The organism is Bacteroidales bacterium (genome assembly GCA_031275285.1).
Classification (GTDB): domain Bacteria; phylum Bacteroidota; class Bacteroidia; order Bacteroidales; family UBA4181; genus JAIRLS01.
In genome coordinates this window covers 47564-64864 of the sequence record JAISOY010000061.1, presented here as the reverse complement: position 1 = coordinate 64864, position 17301 = coordinate 47564, and the positions used below count along the sequence as shown (strand labels likewise).

14 protein-coding genes and 1 other RNA gene are annotated in these 17301 nt (G+C 39.3%); 7 read left to right on the top strand and 8 right to left on the bottom strand.

Features of this window, described 5'->3' with window-relative positions:
- The 3 genes from LBQ60_05850 to ssrA all read right to left on the bottom strand — a co-directional run.
- The coding region (locus LBQ60_05850; GenBank protein ID MDR2037428.1) for a DUF3853 family protein at positions 1–185 on the bottom strand (185 nt) is incomplete at its 3' end.
- 229 nt (positions 186–414) lie between these two features.
- Positions 415–1329: a hypothetical protein gene (locus tag LBQ60_05845; protein MDR2037427.1), complete on the bottom strand. Its 915-nt coding sequence runs from the start codon at positions 1327–1329 to the stop codon at positions 415–417.
- Between the two features lie 131 nt (positions 1330–1460).
- Positions 1461–1856, bottom strand: a transfer-messenger RNA (tmRNA) gene (gene ssrA / locus LBQ60_05840).
- A 409-nt stretch (positions 1857–2265) separates the two neighbouring features.
- On the opposite strand from ssrA, the gene purH reads away from it, so the two are divergent.
- The 7 genes from purH to LBQ60_05805 all read left to right on the top strand — a co-directional run bounded on the left by purH (position 2266) and on the right by LBQ60_05805 (position 11565).
- Entirely contained in the window at positions 2266–3792 is a 1527-nt protein-coding gene (gene purH / locus LBQ60_05835) for a bifunctional phosphoribosylaminoimidazolecarboxamide formyltransferase/IMP cyclohydrolase (GenBank protein ID MDR2037426.1), read from the top strand.
- A 71-nt stretch (positions 3793–3863) separates the two neighbouring features.
- Positions 3864–4883: a rod shape-determining protein gene (locus tag LBQ60_05830; GenBank protein ID MDR2037425.1), complete on the top strand. Its 1020-nt coding sequence runs from the start codon at positions 3864–3866 to the stop codon at positions 4881–4883.
- A gap of 84 nt (positions 4884–4967) precedes the next feature.
- Positions 4968–5798, top strand: a complete 831-nt coding sequence (mreC, locus tag LBQ60_05825) for a rod shape-determining protein MreC (GenBank protein MDR2037424.1) — start codon at positions 4968–4970, stop codon at positions 5796–5798.
- A complete protein-coding gene (locus LBQ60_05820) occupies positions 5795–6304 on the top strand; it encodes a hypothetical protein (protein ID MDR2037423.1) in 510 nt (169 codons plus the stop codon). Before mreC ends, LBQ60_05820 begins: the two co-directional genes overlap by 4 nt.
- Positions 6301–8148, top strand: coding sequence for a penicillin-binding protein 2 (gene mrdA, locus LBQ60_05815; GenBank protein ID MDR2037422.1), 1848 nt, complete (start codon positions 6301–6303; stop codon positions 8146–8148). The genes LBQ60_05820 and mrdA overlap by 4 nt, the downstream gene beginning before the upstream one ends.
- On the top strand, positions 8132–9562 hold the full coding sequence (gene rodA, locus LBQ60_05810) for a rod shape-determining protein RodA (protein ID MDR2037421.1): 1431 nt from the start codon (positions 8132–8134) through the stop codon (positions 9560–9562). Before mrdA ends, rodA begins: the two co-directional genes overlap by 17 nt.
- A gap of 293 nt (positions 9563–9855) precedes the next feature.
- Positions 9856–11565: a hypothetical protein gene (locus LBQ60_05805; GenBank protein MDR2037420.1), complete on the top strand. Its 1710-nt coding sequence runs from the start codon at positions 9856–9858 to the stop codon at positions 11563–11565.
- 450 nt (positions 11566–12015) lie between these two features.
- Here LBQ60_05805 and ilvC read toward each other — a convergent pair whose 3' ends face one another.
- The 5 genes from ilvC to LBQ60_05780 form a co-directional block, all read right to left on the bottom strand.
- Positions 12016–13062, bottom strand: coding sequence for a ketol-acid reductoisomerase (gene ilvC, locus LBQ60_05800; GenBank protein MDR2037419.1), 1047 nt, complete (start codon positions 13060–13062; stop codon positions 12016–12018).
- 122 nt (positions 13063–13184) lie between these two features.
- Positions 13185–13922 (bottom strand): acyl-[acyl-carrier-protein] thioesterase, encoded by a 738-nt coding sequence (locus tag LBQ60_05795; protein MDR2037418.1) that lies wholly within the window; start codon positions 13920–13922, stop codon positions 13185–13187.
- 13 nt (positions 13923–13935) lie between these two features.
- Entirely contained in the window at positions 13936–14499 is a 564-nt protein-coding gene (gene ilvN, locus LBQ60_05790) for an acetolactate synthase small subunit (protein ID MDR2037417.1), read from the bottom strand.
- 275 nt (positions 14500–14774) lie between these two features.
- The gene (locus LBQ60_05785; protein ID MDR2037416.1) at positions 14775–16661 is read right to left on the bottom strand and encodes a DUF2207 domain-containing protein; all 1887 of its coding nucleotides are present in this window, start codon (positions 16659–16661) and stop codon (positions 14775–14777) included.
- Complete coding sequence (locus LBQ60_05780) at positions 16658–17218, bottom strand: LemA family protein (GenBank protein MDR2037415.1); 561 nt, start codon at positions 17216–17218, stop codon at positions 16658–16660. Before LBQ60_05780 ends, LBQ60_05785 begins: the two co-directional genes overlap by 4 nt.
- Positions 17219–17301 lie beyond the last annotated feature (83 nt).

Genomic DNA, 17301 nt, shown 5'->3' with positions numbered 1-17301 from the left:
TTGATGGCTGCATTGATTTTTCCGCTTTTCTTGATACGGTTGGCAGTAGGCAATGAACAATTAAATAATCGGGCAATACCGCCGATACCGTATACATAACGTTTTTCCTTGTTCGGATTGTCCTGAACGGGGTTGGAAATAAACTGCTGACCGAATACCCGTTTTAATTGTCCTACGGTCAACATCGCAATAGGTGTGCTGTCGTTAATTAAATATTCCATGACTGTAAATCATTTTATTATTTTTTTTCACATGCAATATCCGGCCGGTATATTGATGTGATTTGACAGCAAAACTAAAGTGGGATATTAGTGGAGAAAAGTGTAAGTTACATTCCTGTTACACAATAAGATATTAAATATCAGTATTTTATAAAATTATTTTTGGTGGGATTGGTGGAGAAAAGTGCCACTGCTAAAAAATGGATTCAATTTCTTTTAAAAACCGTGTATTGGGATTTCTTTCATCAAATTTATCTTCCTCAATGTATGTCTTTTTCTTTTGGTATGTCTCGAATGAAAAATCGAGGGTATCGCATAACTCTCTTGTCCACTCATCATTTTTTATTGATTCGGATAATTTACCAATCAAATAATACATTCGTGTCTTTTCATTGGGTTTGACTTGCAATGTGCCCTTGAACTGAGAGGGATAATTCAGGAAATTATATAATTTTTCCTCGGAAATATCTTCAAACTGCTTGTTGTTGCATGCCTTATGGACTTTTGATACAATACCGAAGTCAAATAATAGCTTATTTATTTTATCATTAGCAGCTTTGTTGTTTCCATATAGCATATATGAAAGATGTGTGTGTATTTTATTTACCTCTTCAATAATCTGCTCTATCCTGTATACTGTTATGTTATTCAGATTAAAGTTTGACAATGTGGTTTGGTTGCCAAGATTCCAATATCGATGTTCACTTATTGCCGTATTACCAAAATATACTTCTGGCAACCTGTTTCTTACCAGATATAATTCTTGAAAAGGGAAATCCAAGTTTTGCCTGAAAGAACAATAAATATCATATCTATTATCCCATATCGTTTCAAACGTTTTATTTTCGGGTATGATGGAAAGCACCTTATTCCAAATATCAATGATACGTTCTGTATGTTGAAGGTGGGTTTCGAGTAATCTTTTGATGTATTCATTATTGTGAATGACCAGATATTCATTCACTTCCCTAAAATATCCGTCCTTATTGAAAATATTGCACTTAGGGATGTATTGAATGAAGTCGGCAGCTTGTCCTTCTTTTTCCTGCAATTCAAACAGATATTTTATCGATAATAATTGATACCCCGTTTCGTGAATATATTCCATACTATTATTGGCACTCAAATTAAATTGCTCAAATTTATATAACTTTAGCAAGAAAATCATAAAAGAAGAAAGGGACTATTAGTCCCTTTCTTAGTCCTTAAATATCACAATAAGCTGATTGTCAATATTTATCGTGGAGCTGACGGGAGTCGAACCCGTGTCCAAACAAGAAACAAATATGCTTTCTACATGCTTATCCGCTTATTGATTTTCGAATGACAGCCGGCAGGCGGCAACCTACTGCCATCTTATCCTCTAAAGTTTCGCCGCGGCTCTGAGAAAAAGCTACAACTATTCCTGTCTCACGAGCGCCCCTGAACCGCAAACCGCAGGACTTGGTTTACGAGGAACGTCTTGTCCATGCACCTTGTGCGCGGATTAAGCTAATCTACTATAATTCGATTAAGCAGCAAGAGCGTAATTATTTTCGCCATTTATTGTTTTGTGACCCGGATTTACGAGACATATCACGTGGCTCGGCATGCTTACAATACCCATTTACCTTGCTGTCAAAACCAAACAGCCCCAAAGTCTTATTTGAATCTCAATTAACCAATTGAAATCATCTTATGTTATAGGTAAGAAATATTGTTATTCAAAGAACAAAATGCAAAATTACATTTTTTCCAATAAAGAATGATGACATTTATTCATTTTATGTGAATGCTTTATTTTTCAGTTTACAAACAGTGTTAAATGGCAAACGCAGTATTAAAATTGACTTGTATTGATTACTGTCATTTTATTATGCTGGCTGACCTATTGAAAACATCCCCACAAACAGGCATTTTTCCGGAAAATTGAAAAGAATATCTGACCATAAATCGACACTTAAAAATATTTTTTTTACTGATTTATTTTTTCTTATCATTTTAGCTAAAAAAATAGATAGAATTTTAATACTTTTGTAAACTTATTGTATCAGTGAATAAAATAATGAGTAAAACAAAAAAAATAAAGTCGGTACTAATCTCGGTTTATCATAAAGACAATCTTGACGTAATTGTCAAAAAATTAAATGACTTACAGGTAAAAATATATTCAACAGGCGGTACGAAAAGTTTTATAGAAGGACTTGGTGTACCAGTAACCTCTGTTGAATCGTTAACGGAGTATCCGTCCATTTTCGGAGGACGTGTAAAAACATTACACCCAAAAATATTCGGAGGCATACTATATCGTCGTGATGAATCCAAAGACCTTGAAGAAGCAGCTAAGTACGGTATTCCGGATATTGATCTCGTGATCGTGGATCTATATCCTTTTGAAGAAACCGTAGCGTCCGGGGCTTCTGAAGCATCTGTAATCGAGAAAATAGATATTGGCGGTATTTCATTGATCCGTGCAGCAGCCAAGAATTATAAAGACGTTCTGATCGTTCCTTCTAAACGCGAATATTTGCCATTATTGAATTTATTGAATGAGAAAGGTGGTGAAACCACGCTGGAAGATCGGCGAAAGTTTGCAGCTGCTGCATTCAATGTTTCATCCCATTACGATTCTGCAATATTTAATTACTTCAATAAAGAACTGGGCGAACCTGTCTTTAAACAAAGCTATACCGACGGGATGACCCTTCGTTATGGAGAAAATCCCCACCAGAAAGGACTGTTTTTTGGAAATTTTGACGGACTTTTCGAAAAGTTAAACGGAAAAGAGATATCCTATAACAACTTACTGGATATCGATGCGGCAGTAAACCTCATCAATGAGTTCGATGAACCTACTTTTGCCATATTGAAACACAATAATGCATGTGGCCTGGCCTCATCCGAAAACATACTGGATGCCTGGAAAAAAGCTTTGGCAGGTGATCCTGTCTCCGCATTCGGAGGTGTGTTGATCACCAATCGTGAGATCGATGAAAAGACAGCCCTGGAAATAGACCAACTGTTTTATGAGGTATTGATCGCACCTTCTTTTACGAAGGAAGCCGTTGAATTATTAAAAGCAAAAAAGAACAGGATTTTGCTTCGGTTAAAAGACACAAAACTTCCCGGACAGCAATTTCGTTCATTATTGAACGGGGTCGTACTTCAGGATAAGGATAATGCAACAGAAACTGCTGATAAAATGAACCCGGTGACCGATGTTCATCCGGGCAAAAAAGAACTGGCAGATATGGTATTTGCCAATAAAATAGTCAAACATAGTAAATCCAATGCCATTGTATTGGCCAAAAATAAGCAATTACTTGGCAGTGGTATTGGCCAGACTTCAAGGGTAGACGCTTTGAAGCAAGCTGTAAAGAAAGCAAAAACATTTGATTTTGATCTGAATGGGGCCGTAATGGCCAGTGATGCTTACTTCCCTTTTCCGGATTGTGTAGAAATAGCCGGAGAAGAAGGAATAAAAGCAATCGTACAGCCGGGAGGATCCATACGCGATAACGAGTCAATAGACTGTTGCAATAAGTTATCTATTGCAATGGTGTTTACCGGGATCCGTCATTTTAAACATTAGAATTAACATTCATCAATCCTTCAGGCAAAAAGGTCTTATCGCCGAAAGCCTGAAACAAAATATCATCATACATGGGATTATTCTCCTTCACACAAGAAATCGCGATGGATCTCGGCACAGCCAATACCATCATCATATACGGCGATAAGGTAGTCGTTGACGAGCCGTCTATTGTCGCTATCGACCGTGTATCCGGAAAACTGGTAGCCATTGGTGAAAAGGCCCGCCAGATGCACGGAAAAACACATGAGAACATTAAAACTATCCGTCCTTTACGGGATGGTGTAATTGCAGATTTTAATGCAGCCGAGCAGATGATCAAAGGAATGATCAAAATGATCCCTACACGGGGGCATTGGTTCACACCTTCCATCCGTATGGTTGTCTGTATCCCTTCGGGCAGTACCGAAGTGGAAGTCCGTGCAGTCCGTGATTCAGCAGAACACTCGGGAGGCAGGGATGTGTATATGATTTATGAGCCAATGGCTGCAGCAATAGGGATCGGGATTGATGTGACGGCACCTGAAGGAAATATGGTGGTAGATATAGGAGGCGGAACTTCCGAAATAGCTGTGATTGCCCTTGGCGGTATTGTATGTAACCGTTCTATTACTGTTGCCGGAGATGTATTTACAGCCGACATCCAGGATTACATGCGGCAGCAACACAATATCCGGATCGGGGAACGTACCGCTGAAGATATAAAAATACAGGTAGGATCAGTTTTACCTGACCTGGAAAATCCACCGTCCGACTTTATCGTCCGCGGTCCCAACCTGATGACTGCACTTCCTGTGGAAGTTCCCGTATCTTTCCAGGAAATATCGCATTGCCTGGATAAGTCTATCTCCCGGATCGAAACAGCCATTTTGGACGTCCTGGAGCAAACTCCTCCGGAGTTATACGCCGATATTGTTAACCACGGTATTTACCTGGCAGGTGGAGGCGCTTTGCTGAAAGGACTGGACAAAAGGCTTACCGATAAGATCAATATTCCTTTCAAAGTAGCTGAAGATCCCTTGCGTGCTGTTGCCCGGGGTACCGGAATTGCTTTGAAAAATGTAGATAAGTTTTCTTTCTTGATGCGATAATACTTCGCAGCTAACAGTTGCCGACCGGTCGTTTTTGTTCATCCGGAACTGTTTGCTGTCACCGAACGGTGAACCAATCATGTAATGCGTACACTTTTTCGTTTTTTCCAGAAGCATTATACATTTTTCCTCTTTCTTTTATTAGAGGGAATCGCTATATTCTTGCTGGTTCAGAACAATTACATCCAAAGGATTTCATTTGTCCGGGCTACCGGCTCTTTTTCCGGGAGAGTTTATGAACAGGTAAGTACCTGGCGGGAATATGTTCATCTGAATGAAATTAACCGGCAATTACTGGAGGAAAACACAACCCTCCGTAATCGCTTGTCCGAAGCATTTTATGATCTGGATTCTTCTCGTGTAGCATCTTTTGATTCGCTTTATTTCAAAAAATATTCGATCTTATATGCCGAAGTGATCAACAGCACAGTCAACAAACAATATAATTTCATCACTTTAAATAAAGGTAGGCGACAAGGGATCAAAGTAAACATGGCTGTGACCTGTCCTGATGGTATTGTCGGTATTATTCACGGGGTATCTGAACATTTCGCGACGGTTTTACCTGTCATCAACCGGAATTTCAGGGTAAGTACCAAATTCAAGAAAAATAATTTTTACGGATCATTGACATGGGATGGCCGTTCATATCGCCATGCATTACTGAATGAAATTCCTTTACATGCACCTGTTGCAATCGGGGATACCTTGGTGGTATCGGGTTATTCGGACAGCTTTCCCGAAGGTATTTCGGTCGGCATTGTCGATGAATTCAGTAAAAAGGATGGAAATTTTTATGCGATCAAAGTTTTATTGTCTACGGACTTTCGCAAATTATTCTATGTTTCCGTTATTGAAGATCATATGAAAGAGGAGCAGGATTTATTGGAACAACAAATATCCGGAGACCAATGATCAGAACTGTATCGATAAATATTTTACGGTTTGTGCTGTTGGTCTTCATACAGCTTTTCATATTGAACAACATCCAGTTCAGCGGATTTGTCAACCCCTACCTGTATGTTTTGTTTATATTATGGTTGCCTTTTGAAACACCGGCCTGGCTATTGTTATTGTCTTCCTTTGCTATAGGAATGGTGATCGATGTTGCTTCCGCTACAATAGGTTATCATACGATTGCCACTGTTTTTATGGCATATTTACGGTTTCACCTGTTAGGCTTTATTGCCCCCCATGACGGATACGAACCCGGCATGTCACCTACTGTACCTTCTTTGGGCTTTTCCTGGTTCATGAAATATATTACCATATTGGTATTAGCGCATCACCTGGTACTTTTCTGGGTTGAATCATTCGGGTTCAATGATTTTTTACCCGCAACTCTCCGGGCTGTTGCCAGTAGCATATTCACCATCCTGCTGATACTTCTTTGTCAGTTTCTTACAGCACGTTCAAAATGAATCAGTACGATATACGGAAATATGTCATTGGCGGAACCATTATTTTAGTTGCCCTGATCCTGATCATCAGGTTATTTTTTTTACAGGTGATCGATGTTTCGTATAAAATAAGCGCAGATAACAATTCACAACGTCTGCAGACTCAATATCCTGCACGAGGATTGATCCTGGACCGTAACGGCCGGCAGATCGTGAACAATCAGGCCGCTTATGACCTGATGGTTACCCCTCGACATGTGAAACCGTTTGACACTACAGAACTGGCGAAAATACTGGGTCTGACTGTTCCCGAATTGAAAGAAACCTTTGCCCGGTTAAAAAAGGACCGCGGATATTCCTCATACAGACCATCCCTATTTCTTAAGCAGATGTCGGCTGAGACCTATGCAGTACTACAGGAACATCTATATAAATTCCCCGGTTTTTTTGTCCAGGCACGTACGCTACGGAACTATGTGCTTCCAATTGCTCCGCACCTGCTGGGTTATGTTGCCGAAGTCGATTCATCCGAGATCAAACAGGACGGTTATTATAAAATAGGAGATTATATTGGAAAAACAGGAATAGAAAAATACTACGAAAAAGAGCTCAGGGGAAAGAAAGGTGTAAATATTTATTTAGTGGATGTACACAATCGTATTGTAAATTCCTTCCGCAATGGTGATATGGATACTATGGCCGTGGTAGGTAATGATTTAACCATTACTATTGATGCAGAATTACAGGTTTATGCGGAAAAACTGATGTCAAAAGTGCGGGGCGCAGTAGTAGCTATTGAGCCATCTACAGGAGAAATCCTGGCCATGGTCTCTGTGCCTAATTATGATCCTTCGTTATTGGTTGGCAGGATTCGGTCTGAAAATTACAGGAAATTGAACAATGCTCCAAGTAAGCCTCTTTTTGACCGTTCTGTAATGGCCTTTTATCCTCCGGGATCGACATTTAAAGTCGCTCAGGGTCTGGTCGGTTTACAACAGGGATCACTCACCCCCTCAACATTATTCGGTTGCCATGGTGGATATTATGTGGGACGATTCTCACAGAGATGCCATTATCATGGATCGCCTTTGAATTTACCTCAAGCCATCGGCAATTCATGCAATACCTATTTTGCTCTTGTATTCAGAAATTTTCTGGATAACCAATCCGCCGGAACTACCCGTGAAAATTATATGGAATGGCGTAAAGATATTCTGTCCTTTGGCTTTGGACAGAAACTAGGCATAGATTTGCCTCAGGAGTTAGCCGGAAACGTGCCCCCGGTAGAATACTACGACAAAAAGTATTTTCCGACAGCAACATCCTGGAGGTCTCTTACCATTGTTTCTTTATCCATCGGACAGGCTGAAATGGGAAATACCGTGGTTCAGATGGCTAATTTTGCCGCATTGATTGCCAATGGTGGCTATTATCATGTTCCCCATCTGATAAAAAAAATAAATGGCCGTGATACTATTCCTCAAAAATATGCCGAGAAGCGCTATACGGTAGTAGATACATCTCATTTCAGACCTATACGGGAAGGAATGTTTTTAGCAGTAACAGGTCCGGGTGGAACAGCAAGATCCGTTGCCATTCCGGGAATCGATATGTGTGGAAAAACCGGCACGGCAGAAAATCCGCATGGGGATACCCATGCTACCTTTATGGCTTTTGCCCCCATGGACAAACCCAAAATAGCGATAGCCGTATATGTTGAAAATGTAGGATACGGAGGAACATGGGCGGCTCCGGTAGCTTCGCTGATGATAGAAAAATACCTGACTGGTTCTACAACCCGCCCATGGCTGGAAGACCGGATGTTGAACTTTAATAAATACGATAACCGTGAGGCGGCAAACTAATCTTATTACCAGCCTTGACTGGATCACCATCGGTCTTTATCTCATCCTGGTATTGATGGGATGGTTCAATATATATGCTGCCGTGTATGACGAACAACATACCAGTATCTTTGCTTTTTCCCAACGTTACGGAAAACAACTGGTCTGGATCATTGCTGCGATACTGTTGGCCGTTATTGTCTGTTTATTGGATATCCGTTTTTATACTTCGTTTGCTTACCCGATATTTATATTCTGCATATTGACATTGATTGCGGTGTTGGTCATTGGCCGTGAAGTCAACGGAGCTAAATCATGGTTTGTGATCGGCAACCTACAAATACAACCTTCCGAATTTGCCAAAATTGCAACGAGTCTTGCATTAGCAAAATACCTGGGAAACTACAACGGCAGAATGATGGAGTTGAAAAATATTTTTTTCATTGGCTTGATTATTTTTCTTTCACCGGCTTTTATACTTCTGCAGCCGGATGTTGGTTCCTGCCTTGTATACCTGGCATTTTTGATTGTCCTGTACCGGGAGGGGTTGCCTCAAAGCATCCTGTTATTCGGCATTCTGGCTGTATTCTTATTTATTCTTTCCCTGCTGATGCAGGGTGCCCAGGCTTACCTGGTTGGCGGACTGATCCTATTAGGCTTTACAGTTTACCTGATCATGAGTAAACAGGTCAAGCACGTTTTCAAAGGTAGCGGTTTATTCTTACTTATATTTAGTGTCTTCTTAGGAATCAATCTGTTGCTCAAGAAACGTTTTGAGGTTCATGAGATACTTTTGGCCGCGGCAATAACTATATCTGTTGTCTTCATTATTATATCAGCCATTCGCCGGATTCCCCATGTACGTACTGTTGTCTTCTTTATATTAAGTGCTTTATTATTTACATTTTCGGTTGACTTTGTATTTGACGATGTCCTTAGTCCACATCAGCAGAAACGTATACTTGTGATGCTCGGAATGGAATCGGACCCACTGGGGATTGAGTACAATGTTAACCAATCAAAAATAGCTATCGGTTCCGGAGGACTGACCGGTAAAGGTTTTTTACAGGGAACACAGACCAAATACAATTTCGTTCCTGAACAAAGCACTGATTTTATCTTTTGTACTGTTGGTGAAGAATGGGGATTTGTAGGGACATCGGTAGTAGTAATACTGTTTACGGCACTTTTGCTCCGGCTGTTATTTATTGCCGAACGACAGCGATCTGTCTTTAGTCGTGTTTATTCTTATTGTGTGATCAGTATTTTATTTTTACATTGTACCATTAACATAGGAATGACCATTGGCCTGGTTCCGGTTATAGGTATTCCTTTACCTTTTTTTAGTTATGGAGGATCTTCATTATGGGCATTCACAATTTTGTTATTTATTATGTTGCGACTGGATGCATCCAGAGCGGAATATATTCATTAAACAAGTGAACACTTTCATGAAAATCTTGTTAATAAAAGTTAAAAGAGTAACTCTCCCAAAAGTTGGGGATACAGTTTCCAATAAAGAAAAAATAATCATATTTAACTGTTAAACAAAACGTTACATTTTTTTGACATATCGTCTGGATTTTATCAAAGAAAAAAGTCATTATTTTTCTTATATTTAAATAACCTTAGGCTTTTATTTTGAAAAAATAATCTTTAAATTTGCGTAATTATTTTATATTTATACTCGAAAATTTAATCTTAAAAACAAATAATAATCAAGTGACTATGAAAAGGAATAATTTGATTTTGGTGTCTGCGTTGGTCGTAGGCATTACATTCAGTGGTTGCGGTTCTTTAAAAAAAATGAAGAAGAATGCAGACCAGGTGAAATACACAGTAAATCCTCCTGTATTAGAATTAGTAGGTGACGAAGTTGCAGTTACTGTTAACGGAACTTATCCTGCAAAATATTTCAACAAATCTGTGATCATGGAGTTAACTCCTGTCCTGGTAAGTGGAAATAACGAACTGGCTTATACTACATATAAGGTACAAGGCGAGTCAGTGAAAGAAAACAATAAGGTAATTAAATATGATGGCGGAACTTTCAGCTATTCATCTAAAGTTACCTACAAACCAGAGTTTCAGGTTTCTCAGTTAATGTTGAGGGCATCTGCATCCAAAGGTTCTAAATCTTTGGCATTTGATGACTATAAATTAGCTGATGGTATCATCACTACCAGTAAGCTGGTTGAAAAAGACGGCAAAGCTACTTATGCTCCTGATAAATACGTACGTATTACTCCGGATGCTTATGAAGCCGACATTAAATATGCATTGCAACAATCAAATGTTCGCACATCTGAAACAAAGAAACCGGAAATTAAAGAATTTACTGATGCTGTAAAGGCGGCTAAAGACAATGAAAGAGTCAATATTACCGGCGCCCAGTTATCAGCTTATGCTTCACCGGAAGGTCCTTATGATTTGAACGACAAGTTATCTCATGCTCGTGAAAAAACAGGACAAGCTTTCTTTGCTAAGAATTTCAAAGCAGCTAAAGTAGAAGAAATAGTAAAATCTGATTTCCTGAAAGTAGTAGTTACTCCTGAAGATTGGGATGGTTTCAAAAAATTAATGGAAGAATCAAACTTAGCTGACAAGCAATTAATTCTTCGTGTTTTGTCTATGTATTCCGATCCTATTGTTCGTGAACGTGAGATCAAGAATATTGCATCAGCATATGAAGAAATCAAAGAAAGCATCCTTCCTCAACTGCGTCGTTCAAAAATGACTGTTAATATTGAAGTAGTTGGTTTATCCGATCAGGAAATTACCGCTCAATTCAATCAGGATCCCAGCAAATTGAAATTGGAAGAAATTCTTTATGCCGGAACATTGACTGATGATAACAACAGGAAGTTATCTGTTTACCAAGCCGCAGCACGCTATTATCCGAATGACTACCGTACCAAAAACAACTTAGGTGTTGCTTATTTGAACCTTGGACGTACCAGCGATGCAAAGACAGCTTTGAATGAAGCAAAATCCTTAGAAAATAACGATATCGTTAAAAATAACCTGGCTGTTGTTGCATTACGTGACGGGAACATTGCTGAAGCAGAAGAATTATTGACTTCAGCATCCAGCGAAGATGCCAAGTATAATTTAGGTACCATCAAAGTTATCCAAGGAAAATATAGCGAAGCTATCAGTTATTTTGGAAATCAGGTTGAAGTAAATGCTGCTTTAGCTAAGTTATTGGCAAAACAAAACCAGGAAGCATTGAATACTTTGAATTCTATCAAAAGTGAAGATGCTTTGGTTTATTACCTGAAAGCAATCGTTGGTGCAAGAGAAGGAAACAACAATTTGGTCATGAATAACTTACGTACAGCTTGTACTAAGAGCGCTGAATTGAAAGCCAACGCAAAGAAAGATCTTGAATTTGCTAAATATTTTGAAGACAGCACTTTCAAATCTATCGTACAATAAGATTAAATTAACCTTAATAAAAAAGAAAGCATCCTCTAGGGTGCTTTCTTTTTTATTATATACCGGGGTGTTTTTCAGCAATTGATAAATATTATATTCAAAGCAGAAGATATTCTTTGTAATCATGGAAAAGTTAATCTTTAGGATTACCTGCTGTTTTTTCATGTTAGAAAAAACAGAATAGATGTTCCATTCGAACACTTCTTTCCCACGATAAATCCGCTCCACTACTATCCTCCTATCCTTTTCACAGCGTTTCATTCCTGAATAATACGCTAACTATACTGTTCTATAAGAAACAAAAATATCGATTCAGATTATAAGTACAGCAACTTAAAGAATAATCAGGATTATTTACGGGTATCTATAAAAAACAAAAAGTTGCAAGTAAAACCTGCAACTTTTCAAGATATTTCTATTCTGTTATGCTATTACCGCTAACAATAAGAGTTATTTACCAGGACGAAGTTTGCGTACCTGTTCACCGGCCTGCCACAATTCAGATTCGCGTAATTCTTTCAATTCTTTTTCCAGTTCCGCCTTATAATTAGGGCCACCAGTTGAATCAAGTACTCTCTGACATTCACGTCCGTCTCTTACACGGGCATATAAATCTTCAAATACAGGCATCACAGCTTCAGCAAAACGAGGCCTCCAGTCTAATGCGCCACGTTGAGCCGTTGCGGAACAATTGGCGTACATCCAATCCATACCGTTTTCATCAACCAAACGGATCAAGCTTTGGGTAAGTTCCTCAACAGTTTCGTTGAACGCTTCACTGGGAGTATGGCCATTATCACGCAAAACTTTATATTGCGCATCCATAATGCCGGCTAAAGCCCCCATCAGTACACCACGTTCCCCGGTAAGGTCACTGTAAACTTCCTGCTCGAAAGTAGTAGGGAATAAATAACCTGAACCAATGGCAATACCAATAGCTAATGTACGTTCCAAGGCCCTTCCTGTTGCATCCTGAAAGATGGCATAACTGGAATTGATACCTGTTCCGGCCAGAAAATTACGACGTACACTGGTTCCTGAACCTTTGGGCGCAACCAGGATCACATCAACATCATCAGGAGGAATGACTCCTGTTTGTTCTTTATATGTAACAGAAAAACCATGGGAAAAATACAAAGCATCACCTGCTTTCAGACAGGGTTTCAATACCGGCCACAAAGCACGTTGTGCTGCATCGGAAACCAGGTATTGTATAATGGTTGCTTTTTTCGCAGCTTCTTCAATAGGAAAGAGTGTTTCTCCCGGAACCCATCCGTCAGCCACTGCCCTATCCCAGTCAGCTTTAAACTCAGGAGCTTGTCCGATAATTACTTTGAATCCGTTATCACGCATATTCAATGACTGTGCTGGACCCTGCACACCATAGCCAATGACCGCAATTATTTCATTTTTTAAAGTTTCACGGGCTTTACTTACCGGAAATTCTTCGCGTGTTACCACGTCTTCTACTACTCCTCCAAAATTTATTTTCGCCATTTTTATTGATATATATGATACAAAAAAATTACTATTCCATGTCCGCATTGCGGTAAAAAACGGCTGCAAAGTTAATGCATATCAGTGAAAGTACAAATATCTTTCAGCAAAAATCAATAGCTTTACAAGCTATCCCAGGCTATTCTTGCCGAACAAATCGCTCTTTCCGGATTCCTCATTTCAAGAACAAAAGTATCATTCTCTTCTGCTTTCCTGAAAATATCTAACTTAGTCCCATATTGCCCCTCAGCCATGAAACAGATCTCAAACCGCCGGATATCTTTTTGCTGGTACATCTCCAACGAAAAAGTATCGGCAAAATGTTCGACGTATTTCATACTATTAAGATGTTTATTGACATCAAGGTCGCTGTATTTTACCATGAATGATTCAACAAGACACTGCTCTTTTATAGGAGGGATCTTATGAACGTTCTCTATCGGGCAGGGTGCTCCATGTATGAATCCTTTGAATCCTTGCAGGTCCAGAATATTAGTAGGCCGCCGGGTTTCCAGGTCTATGGCTGCCCATAATGACCTGGCGTATCCGATATTCTTCCCTGTACTATCAGATAAGGAGAAACAACGTTCGGTAAATAATTTATTAACTTCCGGAACCCAGGTACTTACAAGCATACGGGTATCGTTCACCGGATAATCCGACATTTCAATGACCAGACGGGATAAAACCCAGGTCCTGTTATTCTGCAACATAAAGGAATACCCGAACCCTCTTTCTTCTGCATGACGTGTTGCTGCCTGCATCAAAAAACCACCCACAGCCTGAAGGGTAGACTTCCCTCGGAAATCATTTGAATATGCTTCGACCGGAAATGTATAATCGCCTATAACTGGTAACATCTGTATTACTTTATCAGGATAACTTTTTCTCTTTCTTTTTCCTCCTTTGTTCAATATCAGAAAGCATATCACTCAATCGCTCTATTTTTGATTTGGTAATAGCAATCCGCCCTGAACGGATAAATTGCAGTACCCGTACCTTTTCGTTCAATTCATTGAATAGTGCTTTTGTATCGGCATAATGCCCTGTCTTCTCAATAACTACAATATCTTTATTGATATCCAGTATGATGGCATTATGTTTCCTGATCAGTTCTTCCACTGAGATCTGTTCCAAAAATTCAGGAGTAGAAAGTTTATACAGGGCAATTTCCTGATGGATCAATTCTTCATCGGTACTGTAATATGATTTGAGGACATCTACACGCTTGTCAATGCTCAACACAACTTTTTCGATGGTCTCACGATCGGAAAAAGCAGTGATGGTGAATTTGTGGATACCCACTATTGCTGAAGGAGAAACAGATAATGTTTCAATATTCAACTGCCTGCGGGTAAAAACAGTTGTCACCTGATTGAGCAGACCGACTGTATTCTCAGAAAAAATAGTTACAGTATATAATATCTTGTTTTCCATATGATTATTTTTCAATAATATGCTTTTTACTACAAAAATTATTCATTTATCCGGTCAAATATAACGAATTATCCTGTTCGTTGTTTGATTTTACATCCGGAAGCACATGAAGAAGTATTAAAATTACCGCAAGCCTGGTTTCGATATACTGGTAAATGAACCAAATATGATTTAGGTTGATTGAATGTATAATATTGATTTTTCTAAAATCGCTTTTCTACAATTAAAAACCATTGGCAATTATTCGTATAAGTCGAATAAAAATTCCAAAAGATCTACCAGCCTCTTCCGCCACCGCCACCGCCACCGCCGCCGGAGAATCCGCCACCACTGCTTCCGGAACTCCAACTTCCCGACCCAGAACTGCTTCCGGAACCGGAAGATACCGTAGGATCGATACGGGCAGACGAAACAGATGAATTGAACGAACGGGAAAAGGCGCCTGCAAAAATACCATACCTGAATGCTTTGTCGCTGATGTACCATTCGGGTTGATAATTGGCTTGCTGCAATATATTATCAAATTTTTTACTCCATTCGTTTTCCACGTCCAATGCTATGGCATAAGGTAATAGCCTTTCGAATAGTTCAGGAGTCATATCCGGAGGAGTAAGCAGGTTAAGCCGGTTTTCTTCCGCTGTTTCCAGATACATTTTGAATCCTTCCAGCTCTGCAGTTGTTTTTGCACCTAGCTCTGTCGGTGCTTTTATAAGATATATATAAAAGGCAAAAGGTACGATCATTAGCAAAACGAATACAGGTACCACCCAATCTTCCTGAAAAAGGACAAAAGCCTGGATAAGCAGTATCGGTATTACGAATATGGCGCCAAAAATGATGAGAAAATACTTAATACATCCTGTTTCCAACTTCATCCCCACAACCATTACTACCAATCCCAGAAGAACGAACGGCATGGTGGCTATCAAACCGAATAAATCCATATTGGTGCCTGAAAAGAACGTATTCAGTGTAAACAACACGAGTATCAACAAAACAGCTTTCCAGACATAGCCAGCATTGTGACGGAAATAATCCTTGATGTTCCATTGGTAACTCAATGAGTTGCTCAAACGATTATTGGCTTTTGAAAACCTTTTGTGGTTTTTATCCGAAACTTCCAGCTGTTTTCTATCTGAGAAAAAAATGTGGTATATCTCTTTTTCTTCATCGGATAAGTTGACAACATCATTACTTATTTTTTCCAGCATATATTTTTTTGCTTCGTATTTTATCCGGATAACTTTTTTAACAGCCAGTTCAATGATAGATGAGGTAAATGTTTTATTATCGTATCTCCTTTTGTATAAATACCTTATTGTGGCAGGCGACCAGCCGTGTGGTGGCTTAAAGGTCGGTATCACTACCGGTTTTTCGGGATCCTTACCCACTTTCCGCCAGGTAAAGATGTAAAAGCAGGCCATGATCAATACACAGAGCAAAGGGCTGATGAACCTCCTGAATTTATTCCATAACAATTCGGCCATGGTAGGCGGTGGCGGACGTTTGATGATATCCCGCTGGAAAGAGACAGCAATAGTAAACCCTTCATTTGGAAGCAGAATCTGTTTGGCCTGAAATGCCGGCTTTCCGTTTTCTCCAGTTATAGAGCAATCTTTCCGGGTAGAACCGTATGAACCCGTATAGCAGGCTGCTTCGATATACGGAGTGTTATTAGGAAGAGTTACGGAAGCGGAAGCCTGTTCAATATTGAATACCCAGTCGTTTCCTGTCACATTCCAGTATAATTCATCGTAGGTATCGAAAAAACCGACATGCCCGTAACTCTCATAAGTAATGGTATATTCATAAATCCCCGGTTTTAGGTAGGTATCGCCACTGCCAATGTATATTTCCCTGTTATTGCCGGCTGTTTCGGTTTTAAAATCTTCATCTTTTCCATCACGTTGAACGGAAAGGATTTTAAAATCCATTTTCTGTTTTTTACCGGAATGGTCTTCCCTGTATAGGGGAATACTTCTGACAATACCCCTCCGGATATCAATACCTGCAGCATATACCCTGATCTGTTCGATTACCTGCACTCTTCCGGTGGTATCAATCAGGATATCCGAATGGAAGCGGATGATCCTTTCAGACTGTTTGCTACCGGAAACCGAAAATGAAAGCAGCAATAAAACAGCACAAAGAATATTTTTCATGACTCAAGATGAATATTGGGTACTGACCTTTCGTGTAATTCCGATGTAAAGAATATTCCGTTACGGAAGTGAAAAATTTTTGCAATAATATTGGACGGAAAACTTTCCTGATAGATGTTGTTTTCCCTGACAGTACCGTTATAATAACGGCGCGCCATTTCCAGATCGCTTTCCATGTCGCTCAATTGTTGTTGTAATTTCAGAAAATGTTGGTCCGCTTTCAGGTCGGGGTATTTTTCCATGACCACCAACAAACGATGTAATGATTTTTCAAGCTTCATTTCCTGAGGAATCTGTGTTTCCGTACTTTTAGCCTGCATCGCCTCGGAGCGGTAACGGGTAACTTCTTCCAGTACTTTTTTTTCATGGGCGCTATACCCTTTGACTATTTCTACCAGATTGGGTACCAGATCATAACGTTTTTTCAAAAAAACATCGATCATGCTCCATGCCTCATGCATCCGGTTTTTATTAATTATTAATCTATTATAAACAACAATGATCCAGATAATCAGCAATACGACAACGATTCCTAAAATGAGAAACACAATATTCATGATTATATTTACTTATAAAAAATATCCTTATCAAAAACATCATGTTAAAGATAAGGATATTATTCAGATTATTATTCTATACA

What these genes read in the sequence shown, in the direction of transcription:
- LBQ60_05785 (MDR2037416.1), bottom strand. Translation starts at nt 16,661, where the DNA reads ATGAAAAATATTCTTTGTGCTGTTTTATTGCTGCTTTCATTTTCGGTT.
- ilvC (MDR2037419.1), bottom strand. Translation starts at nt 13,062, where the DNA reads ATGGCGAAAATAAATTTTGGAGGAGTAGTAGAAGACGTGGTAACACGC.
- LBQ60_05830 (MDR2037425.1), top strand. Translation starts at nt 3,864, where the DNA reads ATGGGATTATTCTCCTTCACACAAGAAATCGCGATGGATCTCGGCACA.
- LBQ60_05795 (MDR2037418.1), bottom strand. Translation starts at nt 13,922, where the DNA reads ATGTTACCAGTTATAGGCGATTATACATTTCCGGTCGAAGCATATTCA.
- ilvN (MDR2037417.1), bottom strand. Translation starts at nt 14,499, where the DNA reads ATGGAAAACAAGATATTATATACTGTAACTATTTTTTCTGAGAATACA.
- LBQ60_05845 (MDR2037427.1), bottom strand. Translation starts at nt 1,329, where the DNA reads ATGGAATATATTCACGAAACGGGGTATCAATTATTATCGATAAAATAT.
- LBQ60_05820 (MDR2037423.1), top strand. Translation starts at nt 5,795, where the DNA reads ATGATCAGAACTGTATCGATAAATATTTTACGGTTTGTGCTGTTGGTC.
- mrdA (MDR2037422.1), top strand. Translation starts at nt 6,301, where the DNA reads ATGAATCAGTACGATATACGGAAATATGTCATTGGCGGAACCATTATT.
- LBQ60_05805 (MDR2037420.1), top strand. Translation starts at nt 9,856, where the DNA reads ATGAAAAGGAATAATTTGATTTTGGTGTCTGCGTTGGTCGTAGGCATT.
- purH (MDR2037426.1), top strand. Translation starts at nt 2,266, where the DNA reads ATGAGTAAAACAAAAAAAATAAAGTCGGTACTAATCTCGGTTTATCAT.
- LBQ60_05780 (MDR2037415.1), bottom strand. Translation starts at nt 17,218, where the DNA reads ATGAATATTGTGTTTCTCATTTTAGGAATCGTTGTCGTATTGCTGATT.
- mreC (MDR2037424.1), top strand. Translation starts at nt 4,968, where the DNA reads ATGCGTACACTTTTTCGTTTTTTCCAGAAGCATTATACATTTTTCCTC.